The organism is Qipengyuania sp. SM2512 (assembly GCF_054954005.1).
Map to the genome: position 1 here is coordinate 2340289 of NZ_CM143134.1, position 24009 is coordinate 2364297.

The window sequence follows — 24009 nt, forward strand, 5'->3', positions numbered from 1 at the left end:
TTCAGCTGGCTTGCAGGCCCGCAAGCAGCGCGAGGAAGTGTTGAGCCTCTGCATCCATCGCGTGACCCTCTTCCGCCGCCGCTTCCAACGCCAGGGCGGCTTCGGTGATCAGCGGATGGCCGTACATTCCCGCAATTCCGGCGAGCCTGTGCGCGCGCGCGGCAATCGCTGTGCGATCCCCGGCTGCCAGCGAAGCCGTGAAGGCCGCCCGCTCCTCGTCCGCACGGGCTGCGAAGCGTGCCGCCAGTTCGGCCATCTTGCGTTCGATGTCGGTCATGCGATCAGAGCGCGCACCTTGCTCGCCAGCGTCATCGGGTCGAAGGGCTTGGCGATGACTCCGACCGCATCGAGCATGGCGAAGTTCTGCAATTCCGACGGCTGCGCGCGCGCCGTAACGAAGGCGACCGGGATCGCGGCCAAGTCCTCACGTTCGCGCATCATTCGCAGAAGGGAAGGCCCGTCGATCTCGGGCATCATGACATCCAGCAGGGCGATCTCGGGATGCCACTGCGCAGCAATCGCGAGCGCCTCCGTGGCTGACGCTGCACAGCGCACCTCGAACCCGGGATCGAGACCGAGCGCCATCTCGGCGATCTCGCGAATATCCGGCTCATCGTCGACATAGAGAATTCTCGTCACGCCTGCGCTCCTCGCTCGGCGAGCAGACCCATCATCGTTTCCACCACTTCGTTGAGGTCCGATCTGCTCTTGATCAGCACGGCATCGGCCGCTGCGGAGAGGTGCTCCTCGTCGCGTGCGCTGAACAGCAGGACGGGGAGCCCCGGATTGCGCCGGCGGATCGCCGGAAGCAAAGAGGTGCCGTCTTCGTCCCGCATACCGACATCGATGATCGCGCCCGCGAAATGCTCGTCCTCGATGGCGCTGCGCGCGTCCTCCATCGCGGAGAACGAGACGACCGCTGCCCGGTCCTCGAAAGCGCTTGCCAGCACGCTGAGACAATCGCGGTCGTCGTCGACATGCAGGATGCGCGGCAGATCCGTCGCCGCATTCGAGCATTGCACCAGTTCCGAGATCGCGGGGAGTTCGAGCCAGAACACCGTTCCGCCTCCGAGGCGATCCTCATAGGACACCGTTCCGCCATGATGCTGCGCGATTTCGCGGGCGATGGAGAGGCCCAGCCCGGTTCCGCCCCGGGTCCGGTTGTCGGAACCGTCGGCCATTGCGAACTTGCCGAATATCCGCTGGCGGAAGTCCTGCGGGACGCCTTCGCCGCGGTCGCGGACCTCGACCCTTGCCTGCGATCCGCGCTGTTGCAGGAAGACTTCCACCGTCGCGCCTTCGGGCGAATGCTTGATCGCGTTGGAAACCAGATTGGTGAGCACCTGCTCGAGCCGGTCGGCGTCTCCCAGCACCTCGACGCGGCGGCCGAGACCCTTGCTGACCAGCGATACCCGCCGGGTCCCTGCAAAGGCGCAATTTGCCCCGAGGGTCCGCTGGATCAATTCTCCCAGCTCAACCTCGTCCTGCGCGAAGTGCATTTTCCCCGAACTGATCTTTTCGATATCGAGGATGTCGTTGATGAGACGCACGAGGCGCTCGCAATTCTTGTGGGCGATATCCACCAGGCGCGCGGCCTTTTCGTTGAGTTCGCCCACGGCTCCTCCCGCCAGCAGCCCAAGCGAGCCACCGATCGAGGTCAAGGGCGTGCGCAGCTCGTGGCTGACGGTGGAGACGAATTCGTTCTTCATCGCTTCTGCGCGCTTGTAGTCGGAAATATCGCGAATGGCGGCAACGTAGCGGCGCTCTCGCTGGTCGGCGACACGGCTGACCGCGACCTCGGTGTCGAAGGTCGTGCCATCCTTGCGCCGGCCGGTGAATTCGAGACGCCGGCCAGCCCCTTCCACACCGGCGGCGCCGACTCGGGCGAGCCAGGCGCGGCTTGCTGCGAGATCGAAGGGCTCGGCCATCAGGATGGTGTTGTGGCGGCCCAGCAGCTCGTCCTCGGCATAGCCGAACATGCGGACGATGCTGGGGTTCAGCTTGCGGATATCGCCTGTTTCGTCGAGCAGCAGCATGCCGTCGACGGCGCCATCGAACAATGCGCGCTGCCGCGCGTTCAGTTCGTGCGCCCGGGCGAGCGCTTCCTGCCGCTGGCGGGTTGTCTTGCCGACGACAATCGCCACCGCGGCCAGCAACAGGGCCAGCCCGGCGATAAGCATCGACACGAGGAACTCGACATTGCCGCGGATGCCCTCGGTGCGCGCGGTGATTTCGGCCAGCCGGTTGCGCTCGAGAGCGTCCAGCGCGGCGATATCGCGCCGGACAACGTCCATCGCCCTCCTGCCGGCACCCGAGGCGATGCGGGACTCCGACTCGTCCTGCCTGCCGTCGCGCGCATCCGAATAATTGGCGAGTGCCAGCTGGAACTGCCGGGCGGAGGACCGATCGAGCCGTTCCAGCAGCGGCTGCGCGCCCTCATCGGCAGCCGCATCGCGTTTCAGCGCGGCGATCAGCTCGGTCCGGCGGGGGGCTGCGACGAGAAACGGGCGAAGGAAGGTTTCGTCGTCCGTCAGCACGTAACCGCGGACGCCGGTCTCGATATCGAGATGCAGCGAGAGCAAGGCCGCCAGACGATCGCGATTGACGATCGTCTCTTCGACAGTCGTGCGAAGGATCCGCGCCTTTTCGAACTCGCTCTGGACGCCGAGGTGCAGCCCCAGCAGCGATGTGGGAACCAGGGCCAAGGCGGCGAAGGCAATCGCCTTGCGGGACTTCTCGAAATTCTTGGGTGACAAGTTATGCGGGCTCCAACTGAGCTGGCTCTCTATCAACCATAGCGTTAAACAATTTCACCGGGGTAGTGCGGATCAACCCGTAGTCCGAAGCTCGGCCGGTCCGGGCGATCGAGCCGCTTCGGGATGGGCTCGCCATCGTTCCCAGCTCCCATTGGAGGTCCACCGCCCTTAACATGGCTTAGCGCCGATCGGTCATGTTGCGGCACCGGCGCAGGGCAAGGCTCGCAGCCCAGCCTGCGAGCTCCTCCTCGGCCAGGCCGGCGAGGAGCTGTGCGGGGGTATCGCGGGGAGGGGTATTCCACTGGTCGGGACGACAGGATTCGAACCTGCGACCCCCACACCCCCAGTGTGGTGCGCTACCAGACTGCGCTACGTCCCGGATCCAGTGGAAGGCGGCCCTATAGGCACCGCATTCCGCTATGGCAAGCCGCTGCGCGCGCCATTGCGTTGCCCTGTTGCAGCATTGCTGCTAGGCGGCGGCCTCTTCGCGAGGGGGCGGGGCGCGCCGCTTGATTTTCGCCAGCGCTCCACCACCTGCGAATCACCCGATAGTCACCACTTCCGACAGGCTGATTCTGATCATGTTCGACATCCTTGCCGCCGCGACCGGCGCCGCCGAAGCTCCGCCCGCGTGGCTTACCTGGGCGCCGATCGTCGGCATGATCCTGATCTTCTGGTTCCTGATCATCCGCCCGCAGATGAAGCAGCACAAGGCGCATCAGGCCAAGGTCGCCGGGCTCAAGCGCGGCGACCAGGTGATCACTGCCGGCGGGCTGGTGGCCAAGGTCGTCAAGGTCGAGGACCATTACGCCGAGCTGGAACTGGCCAAGGGCGTCAAGGTGCGCGCGGTCAAATCCACCATCGGCGATGTGATCGCGCCCGAAACCGCCCCCCCGGCGAACGACTGAGCGAAGGGCGCAACCGACAATGCTCGACTTCCCCACCTGGAAGAAGACCTGGCTCTGGCTGATCGCCGCGGTGGCGATCTTCGCGGCGCTGCCGTCGCTGTTCGCGGCGACCGACCTGCGCTGGCCCGAGGCGCTTCCCGAACCGACCGTCAACCTCGGGCTCGATCTCGCCGGCGGTAGCCACATCCTGCTCGAGGCCGAGCCCGCGCAGGTGGCCGCACAGCGCTTGCAGAGCATGGAAGAAGGCGTCCGCACCGTTCTCCAGGACGCCGAGCCGCGGATCCGCATCGGCGATGTCTCGACTGCCGATGGCCGGCTGAGCTTCATGATCGACGATGCCGCCGACGTCGACCGCGCGCGCGAATTGCTGCTGCCGCTGGTCAATGGCGCAGGCATGGTGCGCGAGTGGGACCTGACCGTGGTCGACGAGACCCGGATGGTCCTCACCCCGACCGAGGCCGGGACCGAACAGGCGGTCACCGACGCGATGGACAGCGCCACCGAGGTCGTCCGCCGCCGCATCGACGCGCTGGGCACGCGCGAGCCGACCATCATCCGCCAGGGCGACACGAGGATCGTGGTTCAGGTCCCCGGGCTCGAGGATCCCGATCAGCTCAAGGAGCTGCTCGGTCAGACCGCACGGCTCGAGTTCAAGATGGTCGACGAGACCGCGCTGCCGACCGATGTCGCACAAGGCATCGCGCCTCCGGGCAGTCAGATCTTCCCCTATGCCGAAGGCACTCCGCAGCAAGGCACCTCGGTCGCGGTCCGGCGGCTGGGCGGCATCCGCGGCGACAGCCTGACCGGCGCGCAGCAGAGCTTCGACGCCCAGACCAACGAGCCGGTGGTCAATATCCAGTTCGACCAGCAGGGCGGGGCGCGTTTCGCCAAGCTCAGCACCGAGAACGTCGGCAAGCTGTTCGCCATCATTCTCGATGACGAAGTGATCTCGACCCCCGTCTTCAACGAACCGATCCTGGGCGGCAGCGCGCAGATTTCGGGCAGCTTCACCACCGAGAGCGCCAACAATCTGGCGATCTCGCTGCGCTCGGGCGCCCTGCCGGTCGATCTCGCGGTGATCGAGGAACGCACCGTCGGGCCCGATCTCGGCGCCGATTCGATCCGCCGCGGCATTCTCGCCATGCTGATCGGCTCGCTTGCGGTGGTGGTGCTGATGATCGCCACCTATGGCCGCTTCGGCGTCTATGCGGCGGTTGCCCTGGTCATCAACGTGCTGATGTTGCTGGGCATCATGGCCTGGCTCAACACCACGCTGACCCTTCCGGGCATCGCCGGCTTCGTGCTGACCATCGGCGCGGCGGTGGACGCCAATGTGCTGATCAACGAACGCATCCGCGAGGAGCGCAAGCGCGGAAGGCGCGTCGTCGCCGCGGTCGAGAACGGCTACAAGGAAGCCAGCCGCGCGATCTACGACGCCAATGTCACCAACCTCATCGCCGGTGTGCTGCTGTTCCTGTTCGGATCGGGCCCGATCCGCGGTTTCGCGATCGTGCTCGTGGTCGGTCTGTTCACCAGCGTTTTCACCGCCGTCACCCTGACCCGGATGTGGGTCGCCGGATGGCTGCGCAAGAACCGTCCCAGCGACATCACGCTGTGAGGGGAGAGAGATCATGAAACTGCTCAAGCTCGTCCCAGACGACACCAACATCAAGTTCCTCAAATGGCGGGTTCCGTTCTTCGTGGTCAGCATCGCGCTGATCATCGCGAGCTGGGCGCTGGTCGCGGTCAACGGCCTCAATTACGGGGTCGATTTTGCCGGCGGCCAGGAAATCCGCGTCACCTTCGTCGGCGAGGCTGAAGCCCCGGTGGGCGAGATCCGCGAGACGGTGGATGCGGTGCCCACGGTCGACAATCCGGTGATCCAGCGCTTCGGCGAACCGAACCAGGTCTCGATCCGCGTCGTGCTCCCGCCCGAGGCGGAAGGCGACAAGGAATTCGCCGATCGCATGACGCAGGACATCACCGAGGCACTCGAAGCCGATCACCCCAATCTGCGGATCGACGGCGTGGATTCGGTCTCCGGCAAGGTCTCGGGCGAATTCCGCGACGATGCCGCCTTCGCGCTGATCGCGGCGATGCTGGCGGTGGCGATCTACATCTGGATCCGGTTCGAGTGGCAGTTCGGCGTCGGTGCGCTGTTCGCGCTGTTCCACGACGTCTCGCTGACGCTGGGGATGTTCGCGCTGTTCCAGCTCGAGTTCAGCCTCCAGATCATCGCGGCCATCCTGGCGATCATCGGCTACTCGCTCAACGACACCATCGTGGTCTACGACCGGATTCGCGAGAATCTGAAGAAATACCGCAAGATGCCGATGCCCGAGCTGCTCGATCTCTCGGTCAACGAAACGCTGGCGCGCACCGTGATGACCAGCCTGACGCTGCTGATCGCGCTGCTGCCGCTGCTGTTCGTCGGCCCCGCCAGCCTGTTCGGTCTGGTCGCGGCGATCACGCTGGGCCTTTTCGTCGGCACCTACAGCTCGGTCTATATGTCCGCGCCGCTGCTGGTGTGGCTGGGGGTCAATTCGAGCAGCTTCGTGCGCGAGGAAACCGCCACCGACAAGCAGGACCGCGCCGCGCGCGGCGAGGTCTGAGTAGCCGGCCGGCTGGACCCTCGACGGGTCTAGCCGGCGGCTCCCGCCAGACGGTCGTAATACGCCGCGAGCGCGCGCGCATTCTGGGTCCAGCCGAAGCGCTCGACCGTGGCGGCCACTGCCTGCCGGTCGCGCGGCTCCGCCAGCACCCGCTCGATGCCTCCGCGTACCGCCTGCGTTTCGCGCGCCACCAGCACGCCGGCCACGGGGTCGCTCAGCAGTTCGCGCGCGCCGCCGACATCGGTGATCACCAGCGGCGTGCCGCAGGCGAGCGCCTCGACCCAGGCGTTGGCCAGCCCCTCGCTCGCCGAGGGCAGCACCATCGCATCGCAGGCGGAGAGCACCAGCGGCAGCATGTCGTGATCGAGCAGGCCGAGGAAATGGACCCGCTCCGCAACCCCCAATTCCGCCGCCAGCGCGCGCAGCCTGGCTTCCTCCTCGCCCTTGCCGACCAGCAGCAGCCGGGCGCCGGGCAGGCCGGGGAGGGCGCGGATCACGAGTTCCTGACCCTTGCGCGGGATCAGCGCGCCCACACTCGCCAGCAGCGGTTCGGCGAAGCCCAGCGGCAGGCTGAGCTGCTCGGCGATCCGCGGGCGCAGCTGTGTGTGGTCGAGCGGGCGGAAGCGGTCGCGGTCGAGCCCGGTGTAATGGACCGCGATTTTTTCGCGCGGCAGGCCCAGCGCGGCCATGTCGGCGGCGAGCGCTTCGCACACCGCCAGCAGGCCCGCAGCGGCTGCGCCCGCCTCGATCATGGCGGCGCGCGCGTATGATTTTCCGCCCCAATAATGGATGTCCGCACCGCGCGCCTTGATCGACAGCGGCAGTCCCAGCGCCCGCGCGACGCGCAGGGCGGCAGGCCCGTCGGGATAGAAGAACTGCGCATCGACCAGGTCGAAGGGCGCCTCGCGGTGCAGGCGCCGCGCCAGCGGGATCGCCGCGCGGGCGATGGCAGCGGGGTTGAACCGTCCGCTCACGCCGGGCAGCAGGCGAAAGCTCGGGCGATGGATCGGCACGCCGTGTTCCACGCCGTCCACCGCCGCTGCGGCCTTGGCGCAGTATTGCCCCAGCGCCAGCGGCGGGACGCCGATCGGGTTGATCACCGTCACGTCCCAACCGGTCTCGCGCTGGAGCGCCTCGAGCGAGCGCGCGACGAAAGTCCCGAAGCGCGGCTGCAAATTGTTGGGGTAGAGTGTCGAGAGCGAGAGTACGCGCGGCATCAGAGCCGCCGGACCAGCATTTCGGCGACCGCGATCCAGGCGGGGTCGCTGACCACCTCCTGCTTCTGCCCGTGGCCGGGGGGAAGGATCCCGACCAGCTTGCCCTGCCGGTCGATCAGCCGTCCGAAAGCGAAGCGGCCGTGCTTGCGCGGGACGAGCACGTCGCGGTTGATCGCGCGGCCCGCGTCCTCGGGGGCGAGCTGGCGCAGCCAGAGCTGGTCGCCGGGGCGGTATTCGCCGTGCGGATAGGCGATCTCGAGCACGACCAGCGGCGCCTCGCCGCCCAGATCGGTCGCCAGCAGCGCATCGCGCGGGGTCGGCAGCGCTTCCGCGCCATCGGCGGCGAGCACCGCGACGGTCTGCGGGTGACTGGACCGGTCCGAACGCACCAGCATCTCGGGCTCGACCCCGAGCGCGCCCGCGATCCGCTCCATCCATTTGAGCGAGAGATTGCGCATCCCGGTTTCGAGCCGCCCCACCGTCTGCGGGGTCGTGGGCGGGGTGCAGGCCTCGGCGAGATCGGCCAGCGTCCAGCCCTTCTGCTTGCGGATGTCGCGAATGCGATTGATCATCGACGGCTCTCTCTAACCTATCTTGCTAACCTATCTGGTTTTTCCACTTTCCTACATGAACCGGAACAATGCAAGGGCCGCGACCCGCAGCAGGAGATTCGGAATGAAGCAGGAACTGGTCGAACGCGAACTCACCGAGGAAGGTCCGCGTCGCTCCGGGCGCGCGCCGTCGCGCCGCCGCCGTTCGGTGACGGTGAACCTGGCCGAATCGCCGCTGAGCTGGCTCTACGCGCGCGGCTATCTCGGCGACCGCCAGTTCGCGGCCGGCGAACGGCTGCGCGGCGATTACGAACGCGCGCAGCTCGCGCCCTCGGTCACTATGCGCTGGGACCCGGTCCGCGCGCGCACCACCGGCGAGACCGGGCTGACCGGCGCCGAACGCCAGATCGCCGCCAAGGCGCGCTTCCACGGCGCGCTGGCGCAGGCCGGCGGGGGCCTGCAGGACGTGCTGTGGCGCGTGATCTGCGCCGGCGAGACGATCCCGGCGGCGGAAAAGGCGCTCGAATGGCCCGCGCGCAGCGGCAAACTTGTGCTCCGCCTCGCGCTCGACCGCGTCGCCGATTTCTACCGCCTCTCGTGAGGCCCCCAGATGTGTTTCATCAACTTGCGCCGCGTTCTGCCGCCGCGCCAGCCACTGCCGCGCGCAATTCGGGCAGTACCTCGGCCTCGAACCAGGGGTGTTTGCGCATCCAGATCGTGCTCCGCCAGGCGGGGTGGGGAAGGGGGAAGGCCTCGGGCAGGAAGGCGCGAAAATTCCGCACGCGCTCGGTCATCGACCATTTGCGCTGTTCGGGGAGGTAGTGAGCCTGCGCATGCATCCCCACCAGCAGCGTCAGCCGTTTGGCGGGAAGGACCTCGAGCACCCGCTCGTGCCATTGGACTGCGCATTCGCGGCGCGGCGGCTTGTCGCCCCCGCTGGCCTTGCCGGGATAGCAGAACCCCATCGGCACCAGCGCCACCCGCGCGGGATCGTACATCTCCTCCTTGCTCAGCCCGGTCCACTCGCGCAGCCGGTCGCCGCTGGCATCGTCCCAGGGAATCCCGCTTTCGTGGACTTTCGAGCCCGGCGCCTGACCGATGATGAGCAACCGTGCGGTTGCCGAAAAGCCGACCACCGGGCGCACCCCGTGCGGAAGATGCTGCGCGCAAAGCCTGCACCCGGCGATCTCGCGCCGCAGCGCCTCGCTCACCCCTCAACCTGTTCGGCAAGGGTCAGCCAGCGCTCCTCCGCCGCATCCTTCTCCGTGCGCGCGTTCTCGATCCCCTTGAGGATGTTGGCGAATTTCTGCGGATCGGCGGTGAACAGCTCGGGATCGGCGAGGATCGCCTCGCCCTTCAGGATCGCGGCTTCCAGTTCCTCGATTCGCGCCGGCAGCAATTCGTAGTCGCGCTGGTCCTTGTAGGTCAGCTTGTCCGATTTCGGCGGCGGCGGAGCCCTGGCAGCGGGCTTGCTCGCCGCAGCCGCATCGCCCTTCCTGCCGGCCACCGGCTCGCGCCGCTTGCGCTGCCAGTCCTCGTAGCCGCCCGCGACCACATCGACCTGGCCGGTCCCGTCGAGCCCCAGCGTCAGCGTCACCGTCCGGTCGAGGAAGTCGCGGTCGTGGCTCACCAGCAGCACGGTGCCCTCGTAGTCGGCGATCACCTCCTGCAGCAGGTCGAGCGTCTCGAGATCGAGATCGTTGGTCGGCTCGTCGAGCACCAGCAGATTGCTCGCCTTGGCGAATTCGCGCGCCAGCAGCAGCCGCGAACGCTCGCCGCCCGAGAGGATGCCGACCCTGGTGTCGACCATCTTGGGGTCGAACAGGAAGTCCTTGAGATAGGCGAGCACATGCTTGCGCACCCCGCGCACGTCGATCCAGTCGCCGCCCTCGGCGAGCACTTCGCGCACCGTCTTGTCGGGCGCCATCAGGCTGCGCTGCTGGTCGATCATCACGCCGGTGAGCGTCTTGGCGATCTCGACGCTGCCGGTGTCGGGTTCGAGTTCGCCGGTCAGCATCTTGAGCAGCGTGGTCTTGCCCGCGCCGTTGGAGCCGACGATGCCGATCCGGTCGCCGCGCTGGATCCGCAGGCTGAAGGGCTTGATGATCGCCCGCCCGTCGTAGCTCTTGGAGATGTTGTCCGCGGTGATGACGGCCTTGGACTTGAACTCCGTCTCGGTCGCCAGCTTGAGCTTGGCGGTGCCCGCGCCCACGATCATCCCTGCTCGGGTGGCGCGCATCTGGTGCAGCTTCTCGAGCCGCCCCTGGTTGCGCTTGCGCCGCGCGGTCACGCCGCGTTCGAGCCAGTGCGCTTCGATCTTGAGCTTCGCGTCGAGCCGGTCGGCGTTGCGCGCTTCCTCGGCATAGACCTGCTCTTCCCAAGCCTCGTAGCCGCCGAAGCCGATTTCCTTGCGCCGCAGCCCGCCGCGGTCGAGCCACAGCGTCGCGCGGGTCAGGCGCTTAAGGAAAGTGCGGTCGTGGCTGATCACCACGAAGGCGCCGGTGTAGCGGTCGAGATAATCCTCGAGCCAGTCGATCGCGGCGAGGTCGAGATGGTTGGTCGGCTCGTCGAGCAGCAGCAGGTCGGGATCCTGCGCCAGCGCGCGGGCGATCGCGGCGCGGCGCCGCTCGCCGCCGCTCGCGCCCTTGGTCGCGGTCGTCATGTCGATCCCGAGCTGGCCGGCGATGGCATCGATCTCGTACTCGGCGGGAGCGTCTTCGCCGGAGAGCGCCCAGTCCATCAGGGTGGCATGTCCGGCGACGGCCGGATCCTGTTCGAGCACCACGATCCGGGTCCCCGGCTTCACCTTGCGCAGGCCCCGATCGGCCTCGAGCTTGTCGTCGATCAGCCTGAACAGCGTGGTCTTGCCGGCGCCGTTGCGGCCGATCAGCGCAATCCGGTCGCGCGGTCCGATATGAAGATCGAGCCCGCCGGTTTCGGGCGCGCCGAACAGCCAGCGACCGCCCTGTTGAAGACCGAGGCCTTCCCAGCTGAGGATCGGAGGTTGCGCCATGGGAAGCGCGAGGTAGGCGCGCGGCGCCGGTGCGACAAGGGCAAACTCCCGCGCTGCGTCGTGGGACGCCTGCCATCCTTCCCGCGGCGACGTTCAGCTCCGGTGCAGCGCCGGGGGGCAGAGGAGATGCGGAACAAGTCGCGCCGGCCTCGCTTGATCGTGCGGGGCAGGCGAGCGGCCTGCCGACAAGGAGAACATCCATGCTTCGATACGCCATCCCCCTCGCCGCAATCGCGGTCATCGCCGCGCCGGCCAGCGCCGCCGAAATCCAGATCGCCAGCCAGGGCCCGGTGGTCGAGCTGTCGGTCAGCGAGGTGGTCCGCAGCGCGCCCGATGTCGCCCAGATCGGCGCCGGGGTGATGACCCGCGCCTCCACCGCACGCGAGGCGCTGACGCAAAACTCGCAGGCGATGGACCGGATCATCGCCCGCCTGCGCGAGCTCGGGATCGCGCGCGAGGACATCCAGACCAGCAATTTCAGCGTCAGCCCGCAATACGACTATAATCAGGGCACGGGCGAGCAGGTCTTCCAGGGCTACAACGTCAACAATCAGGTCCAGGTGAAGCTTCGCGACCTGCCGCGCGCCGCGGAAATCCTCGACGCGCTGGTGAGCGTGGGCGCCAACAACATCTACGGGCCCAACTTCATGCTCGAGGACGATGATGCGGTCGAGGAACAGGCGCGCGCGCAGGCCTTCGCCCGCGGCCAGCGCATGGCCGAGGAATACGCCCGCATGGCCGGCTATTCGCGCGTGAGGCTGCTCGAAGTTTCCGAGAGCGTGCAGAACCAGGGTCCGATCCCGCAGCCAGCGATGGTGCGGTCGATGGACGCGAGCGAATCCGCCCCGCCGATCGAGCCCGGTCAGGTCGGCACCGGAGTGAACCTCACGGTCAAATATGAAATGACCCGCTAGACAGTGCCAGAAGGGGGCGGGAGGACATTCAGTCCTTGTTCAATGGCTTGGGTCCAATCATCGAGCCATCATGAAACATCTTCCCGCCTCCCTGGCCGCTGCCGGCCTGATCCTGTCGGCCCACGCTCCCGCTCTCGCGCAGCAGAACTCCGACCAGGGGGAAGCGCGCAAGGAAATGCGCGCGGGCAATGTGCTGTCGCTGCGCGAGATCGAGGCGCGTATTTTGCCGACCATGCGCGATGCCGAATATCTGGGTCCCGCTTACGATTCGACCGCAATGGCCTATCGGTTGAAGTTCATCCGCGATGGCCGCGTGATGTTCGTCGATGTCGATGCGCGCACGGGCAGGGTCATTCGCCGCAGCCGCTAGGGCGGTCCCAGAAACCTGCGCCAACTTGACGCGTTCCGATAGATGAACGACATCTCCGGCGCGCTCCGATACCGGGGTGCCGATGTGCGAACAGGGATAGAAACTTTATGCGGCTCCTGATTGTCGAGGACGAGCCCACCCTCGGCCAGCAACTCAAATCGACGCTCGAACAGAACGGCTATGCGGTCGATCTCGCCACCGATGGCGAAGACGGCCATTTCATGGGCTCGACCGAGGATTACGATGCCGTGATCCTCGATCTCGGCCTGCCCGAGATCGACGGGCTTTCGGTTTTGGGCATGTGGCGCAAGGAAGGGCGGGCCTTTCCGGTGCTCGTCCTCACCGCGCGCGACAGCTGGTCGGACAAGGTCGCCGGGCTCGACGCGGGCGCCGACGATTACCTCGCCAAGCCGTTCCAGACCGAGGAGCTGATCGCGCGGCTGCGCGCGTTGATCCGCCGCGCTTCGGGCAACACTTCGAGCGAGCTGACCGCGGGCGATGTCCGGCTCGACACGCGTTCGGGCCGCGTGACGCTCAAGGGCGAACCGGTCAAGCTCACCGCGCAGGAATACAAGCTGCTGAGCTACCTGATCCACCACAAGGGCAAGGTGGTCAGCCGCACCGAGCTGATCGAACATATCTACGACCAGGATTTCGACCGCGATTCCAACACGATCGAGGTCTTCGTCACCCGCATCCGCAAGAAACTGGGTGCGGAAGTGATCACAACGATACGCGGCCTTGGCTACTCTCTCGACGACCCCGCCGACGCCCCCCGCGCGTAAGCCCGGGCCGACGGACGCTTCCCCCTCCGATCCGGTGGAGAAGGGGCGCAGCCCCGTGACGCTCGGCGCAGCCGCCGGCGGCAAGCGGAGCCTTGCCAGCCGGATGATGGCGATCGCCGCGGGTTGGATCCTCATCCTGCTGCTCGCCGGCGGGTTTGCGCTCGACCGCACGCTGACCAGCCTGGTCGAGAGCAATTTCGACGACCAGCTCGAATACGTGATGAACGCGCTGGTCTCCTCGGCCGAGATCGATCCTCTGGGCGACGTGCGATTCTACCGCCGGCTGGGCGATCAGCGCTTCCTCGAACCCAATAGCGGCGTATATTGGCAGATCCGCGGCGAGGGTCACGAGGACTATCCCAGCCGCAGCTTGTGGGACCGCAGCCTCGAAGTGCGCGCCAGCGATCCCGGGCACGAGCTGGTGATCTACGATTCCGACCAGTTCCCCGCCGAGCCGCTGCGCGTGGCGGAACGCTCGGTCTATCTGCCCGACAGCGACACCCGCTGGTGGTTCACCGTGGCCGCCAGTCGCGGAGAGCTCGATGCGCAGATCGGCGAGATCCGAGCGATCCTGGTGTGGAGCTTCGCGCTGCTGGGACTGGGGCTGTTCGCGATGGCGGTGCTGCAGAACTGGGTCGGGCTCGGTCCCCTGCGGCGGGTACGCGCGGCGATCCAGAACATGCGCAGCACCGGGGTCAACCGGATCGACGAGCCGCTGCCGCTCGAGGTCCAGCCGCTGGTGGAGGAGCTCAACGGCCTGCTCGCCCATTCGGCGAAACAGGCGGAGGAAGCGCGCACCCATGCAGGCAATCTCGCGCATGCGCTCAAGACCCCGCTGACCGTGCTGACCAATGCGGCGACCGCGCGCGCGCCGGATCTCGCCGACACGACGATACGCGAGGCGCGCACGATGCAGCGCCATGTCGATCACCACCTCGCGCGCGCGCGTGCAGTGGGGCGCAGGGCGGTAGGACTGGCGCATACGCCGGTGTGGGAAAGCGCCGAGGCGGTGCGCCGCGCGGTCGAGCGGCTCTATCCGGGCACCCGCTTCGACCTCGACGGCAACCGCAGCGCGCTGGTTTCGATCGAACGCCAGGATCTCGACGAAATCCTCGGCAATCTGATCGAGAACGCGGCAAAATACGGCGGCGGCAGCGTGTTCGCGACCATCGATGCCGAACCCGGCGAGACAATGTGCGTTATCTGGGTCGAGGACGACGGAACCGGTATCCCCGAGGCCGATCGGATCAGCATCTTCGATCGCGGCGCGCGGCTCGACACCGGCAAGCCCGGAACGGGGCTGGGGCTGGCGATCGTGCGCGATGTCGCCGAAATCTACGGCGGGGAGGTCGAGCTGGGCGAGAGCGAGGATCTTGGTGGGCTGCTGGTGCGGCTCAGCCTGCCGCGCGCGCATGTTCCTACGGCAAGATAGTGCAAGCTCTGGGTGAAGGCCGGTTCCGTTCGGCCGAGCCGGGCGGCAATTGCAGCCGCACAAACGAAAACGGGGCCGGAAAACCGACCCCGTTTCGAATTCTTGTTGAACCAGCGATCAGGGGCTGACGGGTTCGTCCGTACCACCGACCGCGATGCCGACGCCCAGGGCGAGGATCGCGAAGAGCACGGCTACGGTGGCACCGCCGCCACCGATTTCGCTCTCGCCATCGACCGGCGCGCTGACGCGCTCGGCAGCGAAGGCGGCCGGGGTGATCGCGAGACTCACGGCCGATGCGGCCAGGGCTACTTTACCAAACTTCATAATTTACTCCCCTTCGAATGGATTATCGCAGCCGGTCTAGATAATCGGCGGTTCGGACTCAAGGGCATTGCATAGAAAACACGGTGTTATGCAACAATCGGGTCGGAATTGCTGTTTTTGGGCCACAATTGCGTTCTGGCTACGGTCGCGCGGGTGCCAGTCAGGGGCGCGCGGGCCCACCGCCGGGGGCGCCGTCGGAGCGCGCCTTCTCATGATGGCGGATCACTTCCTCGATCACGAAGCGGATGAACTTCTCGCTGAATTCCGGATCCAGATCGGATTCTTCCGCCAGTCGGCGCAGCCGGGCGATCTGTTCCTTCTCGCGCGCGGGATCGGCCGGCGGCAGCGTGGCGGTCGCCTTATAGGCGCCCACCGCCTGCGTGATCCGGAACCGTTCGGCGAGAATGTGGACCAGCGCCGCGTCGATATTGTCGATGCTCTTGCGATAGCCGGTCAGCACGCGGTCTTCGTGCGGCTCCGCTGGCACGGTGGCGGGTGTTGCATCGCTCATGCGGCCAAGGCTAGCAGCAATTCGCGCCTTGCCAAGCGGGCTTGCGCAGAGCATGGCGCGCAGCGCAATGAGCGCCGATATCGTCCCCATCTCGCGCAAGCAATCGCCTGCCCCCTCGCTCGACCCGATGCTGGCGCTGACCGCGCCGGGCATGAACGCGGTCAATGCGGTGATTCTCGACCGGATGCAGAGCGAAATCCCGCTGATCCCCGCGCTCGCCGGGCATCTGATCTCGGGCGGCGGCAAGCGGCTGCGCCCCATGCTCACGCTCGCGGGCGCCGAACTGGTCGGCTATCAGGGCTCGCGCCATTACAAGCTCGCCGCCTCGGTCGAGTTCATCCACACCGCCACGCTGCTCCACGACGACGTCGTCGACGGCAGCGAGATGCGCCGCGGCAAGACCGCCGCCAATATCATCTTCGGCAATCCCGCGACCGTGCTGGTGGGCGACTTCCTGTTCAGCCGCAGCTTCGAGCTGATGACCGAGGACGGCAGTCTCAGGGTGCTGAAAATCCTCTCGGGCGCCAGCGCGATCATCGCCGAGGGCGAGGTCGACCAGCTCACCGCGCAGCGCAAGATCGGCACCAGCGAGGAACGCTACCTTCACATCATCCGCGCCAAGACCGCGGCATTGTTCGCCGCCGCCAGCCGGATCGCTGCGGTGGTCGCCGAATGCAGCGACGACCAGGAACGCGCGCTCGACGAGTACGGCCGCAATCTCGGGGTCGCCTTCCAGCTGGTCGACGACGCGATCGATTACGATTCCGACGCGGCGGCGATGGGCAAGGATCGCGGCGACGATTTCCGCGAGGGCAAGATGACGCTCCCGGTGATCCTCGCTTATGCCCGCGGCAGCGAGGAGGAACGCGCCTTCTGGCGCGAGGCGATCTCGGGGATCAAGAGTTCCGACGCCGATCTCGACCATGCCTGCGCGCTGATCGCGCAGCACGGCGCGGTCGACGACACCCGCGCCCGCGCCCGCCACTTCGCCGACCGCGCGATCGACGCGCTCTCGATCTTCCCCGACGGCAAGGCCCGCCAGGCGATGACCGAAGCGGCGCATTTCGCGGTGGCCCGGGGTTACTAAAACACTTGTCACCCTGAACTCGGTTGTGCTGCGCACAGCTTCGCTTCCAGGGTCCATCCATCCTCGCAGACCCCGGTTCGAAGAGGAAGAATGGATGCTGAAACGAGTTCAGCATGACAAAAGGTGATTGAGTGAGCGCCGGCCTCCCCATCCACGCTGTCCTCCCCGAACTGCTCGTCGCGCTGCGCGACCAGACCGGCGCGGTGCTGGTTGCGCCGCCGGGGGCGGGCAAGACCACCGCGGTGGCGCCCGCGCTGCTCGGCGAGCCGTGGTGCAGTGGGCAGGTGATCCTGACCTCGCCGCGGCGGGTCGCGGCGCGCGCGGCGGCGGAGCGGATGGCGCAGATGCTGGGCGAAAGCCCGGGCGAGACGGTGGGCTATCTGACCCGGCTCGACAGCAGGACCTCGGCGCGGACCCGCATTCTGGTCATGACCGAGGCGATCTTCGTCAACCGCCTGCTCGACGATCCCGAGCTGAAGGGGGTCTCCGCGGTCCTGTTCGACGAGGCGCATGAGCGCCATCTCGACAGCGATCTCGGGCTCGCGCTGGCGCTGGAGAGCCGCGCGGTGCTGCGCGAGGATCTGCGGGTCCTGGTGATGTCGGCGACGATCGACGGCGCGCGCTTCGCCGAATTGCTGGGGGAGGGCGCGAAGACCATCGCCAGCGAGGGGCGCGCCTACCCCTTGCGGATCGCATGGCACGGCTCTTCGCCGCAGCTGCGGATCGAGGATGCGATTGCGCAGGCGGTGCTGACCGCCTGGCGCGAGGAAGAGGGCGATATCCTCGCCTTCCTCCCCGGCGTGGGCGAGATCGAGCGGACTGCCGAACGGCTTGAGGCGCGGCTGCCCGATGTGCCGGTGCTTCCGCTCCACGGCCAGGTCGAACCCGCCATGCAGCGCGCCGCAATCCGCCGCGACCCGCAGGGACGCCGCCGGATCGTGCTCGCCAGCGCCATCGCCGAAACCTCGATCACGCTTGAGGGTGTCTCGGTGGTGGTCGATTCCGGCCTGTCGCGCCGCGCCGAATACGACCGCGCCGCGGGCACCACCCATCTCGTCACCCACCGCGCCAGCCAGGCCGCCGCCACCCAGCGCGCCGGACGCGCCGCGCGGCAGGGGCCGGGGGTCGCCTATCGGTTGTGGGAGGAGGGCGGTCACAAGGGCCGCCCGCGCTTCGACCCGCCCGAAATCGAGACCGCCGATCTGGCGCCGCTGGTGCTCAAGACCGCGCTGTGGGGCAGCGGCGATCCCGCTGCGCTGCCATGGCTCGACGCGCCACCCGAAGCCTCGCTCGGCGCCGCGCGGCAGAAACTCCAGGGGCTGGGCGCTCTCGAGGCCGAGGGGCGGATAACCGAGCGCGGCAGGAAGCTCGCCGCGCTGGCGCTCGACCCGGCGCAGGCGGCGATGGTGCTGTTCGGCGCCGAACACGGCGCGGCGCGCGAAGCGGCGCGGATTGCGGTGCTGCTGCAGGAGCGTAACCTCGGCGGCCGCGGCGAGGATCTGGCGGGCCGGCTCCAACGCTGGAACGCCGACCGCTCGCCCAAAGCCGAGGCGAGCCGCAAGCTGGCCGAGCGCTGGGCGGAACGGGCGCGGGGGCTGGTGAACGGGACGGCAGAGCGCAAATCCGTCCCCTACGCCATCCTCCTCGCCGCCGGAATGCCCGACACCATCGCGCGCCGCCGCGATTCCTCGGGCGAGCACTGGCTGGCCGCGGGCGGGCGCGGTTTCGTGCTCGATCCGGCCAGCCCGCTGGCGCGGCAGGACTGGCTGGCGATCGGCGATGCGCAGGGGCAGGCAAAGGGCGCGCGGATCACCGCCGCGCTGCCGCTCGCCGAACCCGATCTCGAACGCTGGCTGCCCGAGCGGATCGAGCGTCGCCAGGTGTTCGACTGGAACAAGGGCGAAGCGCGGATCGAGGCGCGGGTCGAGCGCCGCATCGGCGCGATCACGCTGGCCACCGGCTCCAACCCGGCGCCCGATATGGCAGCGATTGCGGATATCCTTGTGGAAAAAGCTGTCGAGAAACTGGGGGAACTGCTCCCGCCCGCTCTGCTGGCGCGGGCGCGCCACGCCGGGATCGCGGCGCTGTCGCCCGAGAGCCTCGCTTGGAATGCCGAGCAATGGCTTGCACCGCTGCTTGCCGGGCGCCGCGATCTCGGTGTCTCGCAAGCGAAACTCGCCGAGGCGGCGCTGGCGCTGCTCGACTGGGATTCGCGCCAGCGGCTCGACCGGCTCGCACCGCGCAGCTTCACCTCGCCCGCGGGCAGCACGCATGCGATCGACTATGCCGGCGACGATGCCCCCAGTGCCGAAGTGCGGGTCCAGGCGCTGTTCGGGCTCGAGCGCCATCCGATGATTGGCGACACCCCGCTGCTGCTCAAGCTCACCAGCCCCGCCGGACGCCCGCTGCAGGCGACCCGCGATCTCCCCGGTTTCTGGCGCGGCAGCTGGGCCGAGGTGCGCAAGGAGATGAAGGGCCGCTACCCCAAGCACCGCTGGCCCGAGGAGCCTTGGACCGAAGCGCCCAGCCTCAAGACCAAGAATGCCTTTTCCAAAGCGCCGCGCTGAATTAAGGGCGTCCCCATGGCAGCCCGAATCTATCAACGTCCCAAGAACGCGATGCAGTCCGGCAAGGCGCGGATAGACGAGTGGGTGCTCGAATTCGAGCAGAGCGAAGCCCGCCATGCCGACCCGCTGATGGGATGGACCGGCAGCGGCGACACGCAGGCGCAGGTCGTGCTCACCTTTCCCTCGCGCGAAGAGGCTGCCGCCTACGCCGCCAAGCACGGCATCGCGGCGCGGGTCCGCGCGACCCCAGTGCGCCATCTCAAGCTCCAGGCCTACGCGGACAATTTCAACTAGGCTTTGCGTTGCACGCGACGGCAGGCGCTGGATTGCCGCGTCGCTGCGCTCCTCCACCTGAACCATTCGTCATTGCGAGCCGCCGCAGGTGGCGTGGCAATCCATGGACTGCGCTTTCCGCGTTCACGACGGCAGTGACGGCCGCCAACGCCGTACCATGGATTGCTTCGTCGCTGCGCTCCTCGCAATGACCAGGAAAAGGGAAACGACGAATCCACCACACGAAAAACTTGAACCCCCGCGACTTCGCCGCCATATGGCGCTCCGGGAGTCGGGTGGACGTTTGCGTTCGCTCACCGGGTCAGGTCCGGAAGGAAGCAGCCCAGGTGAATTGCGACGGGTCGCTCGGCTCCTATTTCCCCCAGCGTGACAGAGGCCGGCATGGCAAACGCCAGCATGACAAATGCGCGCGCACGCCCTAGCTAGGGCGGATGGGTGATTCACCGGACAATCCAGACGGCCTGCCATGGGAAAGCGTTCCCGAGGAGGCGGAACCAACCGCCGCCGAGCTTGAGCAAGCGGGGCAGGAAGCGCTGTTCGGCGCGCCCGATTCTGCGCCCGCGCCAGCGCCGACCGAGAAAGCTGTCGACAATCCAGCGCCTGCTCCGGCTCCCGCGGCCAAACCAGCCAGCGACGCGCCCGCGCAGCCCTATCGCGTGCTCGCGCGCAAATACCGCCCGCAGACCTTTTCCGAGCTGATCGGCCAGGAGCCCATGGTCCGCACGCTGGCCAACGCCATTGCGCGCGACCGGCTGGCGCATGCCTTTTTGATGACCGGGGTGCGCGGGGTCGGCAAGACCTCGACCGCCCGGCTGATCGCCAAGGCGCTCAATTGCGTGGGCCCCGATGGCAGCGGCGGCCCGACGATCGACCCTTGCGGCGTCTGCGAACCCTGCGTCGCGATCGCCGAGGGACGGCATATCGACGTCATCGAGATGGACGCCGCCAGCCACACCGGTGTCGACGACGTCCGCGAGATCATCGAGGCGGTGCGCTATTCCGCGGTCAGCGCGCGCTACAAGATCTACATCGTCGACGAAGTCCACATGCTCTCGCGCAACGCCTTCAACGCGCTGCTCAAGACGCTCGAAGAACCGCCCGCCCACGTCAAATTCCTCTTCGCCACCACCGAGGTGGAGAAGCTCCCCGTCACCGTGCTCAGCCGCACCCAGCGCTTCGACCTCCGGCGGATTCCCGCCGAGATGCTGCAGGAGCATTTCGCGCTGATCTGCACCAAGGAAGGCGTCGAGGCCGATGCCGAGGCGCTGTCGATCATCGCCAATGCCGCCGAGGGCTCGGTGCGCGACGGGCTTTCGATCCTCGACCAGGCGATTGCCCATGCCGATATGGACAGCGAGGGCCGGGTCACCGCCGAGCGGGTCCGCTCGATGCTCGGGCTCGCCGACAAGAGCGCGCAGCGAAGGCTGCTGGCGCATCTGCTGGCGGGCGAGGGCAAGCCGCTGCTCGAAGGCATCGACGAACAATACGCGCTCGGGGTTGAGCCGCTGGCCATGCTGCGCTCGCTGATGGACATCGTCCACCGCGTCACCGTGGCGCAGGTCTCGGGGGGCGAGGTCGATGCGCTCTCCGCCGAGGAACGCGCGCAGCTTGGCGAGTGGGCCGCGGCGATCCCGCCGGCGCAGCTCCACCGGCTGTGGCAATTGCTGCTCAAGGGCTATGACGAGGTCCGCCAGGCGCCCGACCCGCTGGTCTCGGCGCGGATGGCGCTGCTGCGCGCGCTGCATGCGCAGGAACTGCCCGACCCGGGCCGGCTGGCGCGGCTGATCGAGGACGCCGCCACCCGCGCGCCCGCACCGTCTGCGGAAGGCTCGCCCGCGGGCGATGCTCCGGGCGTCAATGCGGTGAAGTGGGAAGATCTCGTTGCGAAGGTCGAGGCCGGCGGGCAGCATCTCGCGGCCGGGATCATGCGGCTGCAGATCCGCCCGATCGCGGTCGAGGACGGGCTGCTGCGGTTCACGCGCAACCCGCTCTACCGCGACGACATCGGTCCCACGCTGCGCGAGGCGCTCGCCGCGATCACCGGCAAGCGCTGGCTGCTCGAGGAAGTCCCCGACGGAGAGGGTGAGGCCGCCCCCTCGATCGCCGAGCGCGAAGAAGCCGCGCAGCAGAGCGCGGAAACCGAAGCGCGCGCGCATCCGTTGGTACAGGCCGCCTTCGCCGCCTTTCCCGGTGCCGAAATCATCGCCGATCGCGACAAACCCCCGGTCGGCCTGCAGGAATGGAGAAACCAAGCATGAAGTCGATGGAAGAAATGCTCGCCGCGGCGCAGAAGGCCGCCGAAACCATCCAGACCCAGATGGGCGAGGCGCAGGCCAAGCTCGACACGATCGAGGTCGAGGGCAGCGCCGGCGGCGGTCTGGTCAAGGTCCGCGCCACCGCGCGCGGCCGCATCCTCGGCGTCGCGATCGACGACAGCCTGATGAAGGTCGAGGAAAAGCAGATGGTCGAGGATCTCGTCACCGCCGCCTTCAACGACGCCCGCGACAAGGCGGACCGCCGCGCCGCCACCGAGATGGAAGGCATCCAGTCGGGCATGGGCCTGCCTCCGGGGTTCAATCTTCCCGGGATGGGGTAGGGGGCAGGGGCACCAGCTCCAAGTTCTGATAATCCGTCATGCTGAACTCGTTTCAGCATCCATCGCTCCGCTGGGTACCTTCGGCGCAGTCGGAGGCATGGACCCTGAACCAAGTTCAGGGTGACGGTATTTGGCCAATGGCAACGCCGGCCCCATCGTCATGCTGAACTTGATTCAGCACCCATCTCTCCGCCTAGTACCTTCGGCGCAGGAGGAAGCATGGACCCTGAACCAAGTTCTTGGTGACGAGTCGGAAAGATAGGCGCGCCCCGCAAACCCCCTACAGCCTGCGCCCATTCCGTGTTATCCGTGGCAAAACACAACCAATCGGAGAGGCAGTCATGGCAACCGTGATGAACGACAACTCAACTGGCAGCGACGCCGACATCCGCGCGCAGGTAAGCGAGGAGGAATGGGCGGTCCGCGTCGATCTCGCCGCGGCCTACCGGCTGGTCGCGCTCTACGGCTGGGACGATCTGATCTTCACCCATCTCTCCGCCCGCGTGCCCGGCCCCGAGCATCATTTCCTGATCAACCCCTACGATCAGATGTTCGAGGAAATCACCGCCTCCAGCCTGGTCAAGATCGATGTCGACGGCCAGCCGGTGATCCCGACCGCGCACCCCGTCAATCCGGCGGGCTTCACCATCCATTCCGCGCTGCACATGAATTGCGACGATGCCCATGCGGTGATGCATCTGCACACCCCAGCGGGCCAGGCGGTCAGCGCCATGGCCGACGGGCTGCTCGAGCACACCCAGACCGGGATGATTGCGCGCAGCGACATCGCCTATCACGAGTACGAAGGCATCGCGACCGACCTCGAGGAACGCGAGCGGCTGGTCGCGGACATGGGCGACAAGCACGTCATGATCCTGCGCAACCACGGCACGCTGGCAATCGGCAAGAGCGTGGGCGAGTGCTTCCTGCGGCTCTATTTCCTCGAACGCGCCTGCGATGCGCAGGTCAAGATGCTCTCGGCGGGCCGCGACGGGCTCCATAACCCGCCGCAGGGCACCCCCGAAAAGGTCAAGTCGCAGACCCCGCCCGCGGGCATCGGCATGATCGCCAACGCGCTCGCCTGGCCCGCGCTGCTGAGGAAGCTCGACCGCACTGATCCGGGCTTCCGCGCATAAGGGCGAGAAGCGCGCCAGCGACTCACGCCGAGCCGCTCCGCTCTACCGTCGCCACCCCCGGCTTGTACCGGCTAGCGTGAGAGGTGTGCCTTTTGACCGCATGGCGGGTTTCGGGATGGCCGGCACTTTGGAGATATGTCTGAGACTGGGTGGGAAGCTGACGTTAGTCAGACCACGACAACGCAGGCCCTAGTTTAGTTTCCGTCGCACGAGGATCTGTCCGGGCCCTTTTGCCGGGCTCACATAAGGTAGCGTGCTGATCGAATCCCTCTAGGATTTTCCGTACTTTCGCGCGAAGGTTTTCATCGGGCGGGCCATCACTGATGATCTTGTATACCCAATTGCCGTCGCGAACGAGATAGGGCTGTCTTGGAAGGATACTCGTTGCGCTGGCTTCTATGGCGGCCAGATCCGCTTCCAAGAAAGTGAGCGCGCCACCCCCGACCATGTCCGACATTCGGAGGTTATCAATCGCTTCAAAGCGCAGCCGCAGCGTGTCGTAATCATCTCGGTTTTTTGGCGGATTTTCCCTGAGTTCTTCGAAGTACTCACGGGATAGCTGCGCAGCGATCACCATGTTTGTGATCGGCACGGGCGGATCGATCTCGGCTGAGTAGAAGTCGCCCGAGAAAACGTCAAAAACGTAGCTGAGCATCCGACCGCGATCGTGTGAGACATACCTGATGCGGGTATGTTCCGACTTCTGATCAGTCAGCTTCTCGTCCAAGCACAGGGCGATCGCCGTGCCGGGATCAGGATCGGGACTGCCCGCTCGCGGGTCGGAACACGAAGCTACGACTAGCCCGACCGAAAGGAACGTCAAAAGATGTTTCATGGGGAGGTGGGAGCATAGTCTGCCACCGTCTGCAATTGGGTCGTAAACGGTACGGCGGGTTTTGGCGATGGCGGAAGGAAAGCCGCCGCCTTCCCTCTCGT

24 protein-coding genes, 1 tRNA gene and 1 other RNA gene are annotated in these 24009 nt (G+C 67.1%); 15 read left to right on the forward strand and 11 right to left on the reverse strand.

Features of this window, described 5'->3' with window-relative positions; all coding sequences use genetic code 11:
- Position 1 precedes the first annotated feature (1 nt).
- From ACQ5J0_RS11735 to ACQ5J0_RS11750, 4 genes are all read right to left on the reverse strand, one after another.
- Positions 2 to 277: an Hpt domain-containing protein gene (locus ACQ5J0_RS11735; protein ID WP_462567689.1), complete on the reverse strand. Its 276-nt coding sequence runs from the start codon at positions 275 to 277 to the stop codon at positions 2 to 4.
- Complete coding sequence (locus tag ACQ5J0_RS11740) at positions 274 to 639, reverse strand: response regulator (RefSeq protein WP_462567690.1); 366 nt, start codon at positions 637 to 639, stop codon at positions 274 to 276. Before ACQ5J0_RS11740 ends, ACQ5J0_RS11735 begins: the two co-directional genes overlap by 4 nt.
- Entirely contained in the window at positions 636 to 2705 is a 2070-nt protein-coding gene (locus ACQ5J0_RS11745) for an ATP-binding protein (RefSeq protein ID WP_462567691.1), read from the reverse strand. The genes ACQ5J0_RS11740 and ACQ5J0_RS11745 overlap by 4 nt, the downstream gene beginning before the upstream one ends.
- A 353-nt stretch (positions 2706 to 3058) precedes the next feature.
- Positions 3059 to 3135 (reverse strand) — tRNA-Pro (locus ACQ5J0_RS11750).
- Between the two features lie 202 nt (positions 3136 to 3337).
- On the opposite strand from ACQ5J0_RS11750, the gene yajC reads away from it, so the two are divergent.
- From yajC to secF, 3 genes are read left to right on the forward strand one after another with little or no spacing between them, the layout of a single operon-like run.
- Positions 3338 to 3664 (forward strand): preprotein translocase subunit YajC, encoded by a 327-nt coding sequence (gene yajC / locus ACQ5J0_RS11755; RefSeq protein WP_462567692.1) that lies wholly within the window; start codon positions 3338 to 3340, stop codon positions 3662 to 3664.
- A 19-nt stretch (positions 3665 to 3683) separates the two neighbouring features.
- On the forward strand, positions 3684 to 5282 hold the full coding sequence (gene secD / locus ACQ5J0_RS11760) for a protein translocase subunit SecD (protein ID WP_462567693.1): 1599 nt from the start codon (positions 3684 to 3686) through the stop codon (positions 5280 to 5282).
- Positions 5283 to 5295: 13 nt separating this feature from the next.
- Positions 5296 to 6276, forward strand: a complete 981-nt coding sequence (gene secF / locus ACQ5J0_RS11765) for a protein translocase subunit SecF (protein WP_462567694.1) — start codon at positions 5296 to 5298, stop codon at positions 6274 to 6276.
- Between the two features lie 29 nt (positions 6277 to 6305).
- Here secF and ACQ5J0_RS11770 read toward each other — a convergent pair whose 3' ends face one another.
- A complete protein-coding gene (locus tag ACQ5J0_RS11770) occupies positions 6306 to 7493 on the reverse strand; it encodes a glycosyltransferase (RefSeq protein ID WP_462567695.1) in 1188 nt (395 codons plus the stop codon).
- A complete protein-coding gene (locus ACQ5J0_RS11775; RefSeq protein ID WP_462567696.1) occupies positions 7493 to 8065 on the reverse strand; it encodes a helix-turn-helix domain-containing protein in 573 nt (190 codons plus the stop codon). Before ACQ5J0_RS11775 ends, ACQ5J0_RS11770 begins: the two co-directional genes overlap by 1 nt.
- 103 nt (positions 8066 to 8168) lie before the next feature.
- Here ACQ5J0_RS11775 and ACQ5J0_RS11780 point away from each other — a divergent pair, with 103 nt between their 5' ends.
- Positions 8169 to 8645 (forward strand): DUF6456 domain-containing protein, encoded by a 477-nt coding sequence (locus ACQ5J0_RS11780; protein WP_462567697.1) that lies wholly within the window; start codon positions 8169 to 8171, stop codon positions 8643 to 8645.
- 19 nt (positions 8646 to 8664) lie between these two features.
- Here the strand turns inward: ACQ5J0_RS11780 and ACQ5J0_RS11785 are convergent, their stop codons facing one another.
- Positions 8665 to 9255, reverse strand: a complete 591-nt coding sequence (locus ACQ5J0_RS11785; RefSeq protein WP_462567699.1) for a uracil-DNA glycosylase family protein — start codon at positions 9253 to 9255, stop codon at positions 8665 to 8667.
- On the reverse strand, positions 9252 to 11057 hold the full coding sequence (locus ACQ5J0_RS11790; protein ID WP_462567700.1) for an ABC-F family ATP-binding cassette domain-containing protein: 1806 nt from the start codon (positions 11055 to 11057) through the stop codon (positions 9252 to 9254). Before ACQ5J0_RS11790 ends, ACQ5J0_RS11785 begins: the two co-directional genes overlap by 4 nt.
- A 200-nt stretch (positions 11058 to 11257) precedes the next feature.
- Here ACQ5J0_RS11790 and ACQ5J0_RS11795 point away from each other — a divergent pair, with 200 nt between their 5' ends.
- The 4 genes from ACQ5J0_RS11795 to ACQ5J0_RS11810 all read left to right on the forward strand — a co-directional run bounded on the left by ACQ5J0_RS11795 (position 11258) and on the right by ACQ5J0_RS11810 (position 14558).
- Positions 11258 to 11971 carry an SIMPL domain-containing protein gene (locus ACQ5J0_RS11795; protein WP_462567701.1) on the forward strand — a complete coding sequence of 238 codons (714 nt, stop codon included), beginning with the start codon at positions 11258 to 11260 and terminating at the stop codon, positions 11969 to 11971.
- Between the two features lie 70 nt (positions 11972 to 12041).
- A complete protein-coding gene (locus ACQ5J0_RS11800) occupies positions 12042 to 12341 on the forward strand; it encodes a PepSY domain-containing protein (RefSeq protein WP_462567702.1) in 300 nt (99 codons plus the stop codon).
- Positions 12342 to 12448: 107 nt separating this feature from the next.
- Positions 12449 to 13126 carry a response regulator transcription factor gene (locus tag ACQ5J0_RS11805; protein WP_462567703.1) on the forward strand — a complete coding sequence of 226 codons (678 nt, stop codon included), beginning with the start codon at positions 12449 to 12451 and terminating at the stop codon, positions 13124 to 13126.
- Between the two features lie 103 nt (positions 13127 to 13229).
- On the forward strand, positions 13230 to 14558 hold the full coding sequence (locus tag ACQ5J0_RS11810) for a sensor histidine kinase (RefSeq protein WP_462570103.1): 1329 nt from the start codon (positions 13230 to 13232) through the stop codon (positions 14556 to 14558).
- 117 nt (positions 14559 to 14675) lie between these two features.
- On the opposite strand, the gene ACQ5J0_RS11815 is transcribed toward ACQ5J0_RS11810, so the two are convergent.
- Positions 14676 to 14882, reverse strand: coding sequence for a hypothetical protein (locus ACQ5J0_RS11815; protein WP_462567704.1), 207 nt, complete (start codon positions 14880 to 14882; stop codon positions 14676 to 14678).
- A gap of 160 nt (positions 14883 to 15042) precedes the next feature.
- Positions 15043 to 15393, reverse strand: coding sequence for a chorismate mutase (locus ACQ5J0_RS11820; protein ID WP_462567705.1), 351 nt, complete (start codon positions 15391 to 15393; stop codon positions 15043 to 15045).
- 67 nt (positions 15394 to 15460) lie between these two features.
- Here ACQ5J0_RS11820 and ACQ5J0_RS11825 point away from each other — a divergent pair, with 67 nt between their 5' ends.
- The 7 genes from ACQ5J0_RS11825 (at position 15461) to ACQ5J0_RS11855 (ending at position 23073) form a co-directional block, all read left to right on the forward strand.
- Entirely contained in the window at positions 15461 to 16480 is a 1020-nt protein-coding gene (locus tag ACQ5J0_RS11825; RefSeq protein ID WP_462570105.1) for a polyprenyl synthetase family protein, read from the forward strand.
- A gap of 131 nt (positions 16481 to 16611) precedes the next feature.
- Positions 16612 to 19047: an ATP-dependent helicase HrpB gene (gene hrpB / locus ACQ5J0_RS11830; RefSeq protein ID WP_462567706.1), complete on the forward strand. Its 2436-nt coding sequence runs from the start codon at positions 16612 to 16614 to the stop codon at positions 19045 to 19047.
- Positions 19048 to 19062: 15 nt separating this feature from the next.
- A complete protein-coding gene (locus ACQ5J0_RS11835) occupies positions 19063 to 19341 on the forward strand; it encodes an ETC complex I subunit (protein WP_462567707.1) in 279 nt (92 codons plus the stop codon).
- A 264-nt stretch (positions 19342 to 19605) separates the two neighbouring features.
- Positions 19606 to 19700: signal recognition particle sRNA small type (gene ffs, locus ACQ5J0_RS11840), an RNA gene on the forward strand.
- 72 nt (positions 19701 to 19772) lie between these two features.
- Positions 19773 to 21599: a DNA polymerase III subunit gamma/tau gene (locus tag ACQ5J0_RS11845; RefSeq protein WP_462567708.1), complete on the forward strand. Its 1827-nt coding sequence runs from the start codon at positions 19773 to 19775 to the stop codon at positions 21597 to 21599.
- Positions 21596 to 21937 carry a YbaB/EbfC family nucleoid-associated protein gene (locus ACQ5J0_RS11850; protein ID WP_462567709.1) on the forward strand — a complete coding sequence of 114 codons (342 nt, stop codon included), beginning with the start codon at positions 21596 to 21598 and terminating at the stop codon, positions 21935 to 21937. Before ACQ5J0_RS11845 ends, ACQ5J0_RS11850 begins: the two co-directional genes overlap by 4 nt.
- 353 nt (positions 21938 to 22290) lie before the next feature.
- Positions 22291 to 23073: a class II aldolase/adducin family protein gene (locus ACQ5J0_RS11855; RefSeq protein ID WP_462567710.1), complete on the forward strand. Its 783-nt coding sequence runs from the start codon at positions 22291 to 22293 to the stop codon at positions 23071 to 23073.
- A 163-nt stretch (positions 23074 to 23236) separates the two neighbouring features.
- On the opposite strand, the gene ACQ5J0_RS11860 is transcribed toward ACQ5J0_RS11855, so the two are convergent.
- Entirely contained in the window at positions 23237 to 23908 is a 672-nt protein-coding gene (locus ACQ5J0_RS11860) for a hypothetical protein (RefSeq protein WP_462567711.1), read from the reverse strand.
- Between the last annotated feature and the right edge of the window lie 101 nt (positions 23909 to 24009).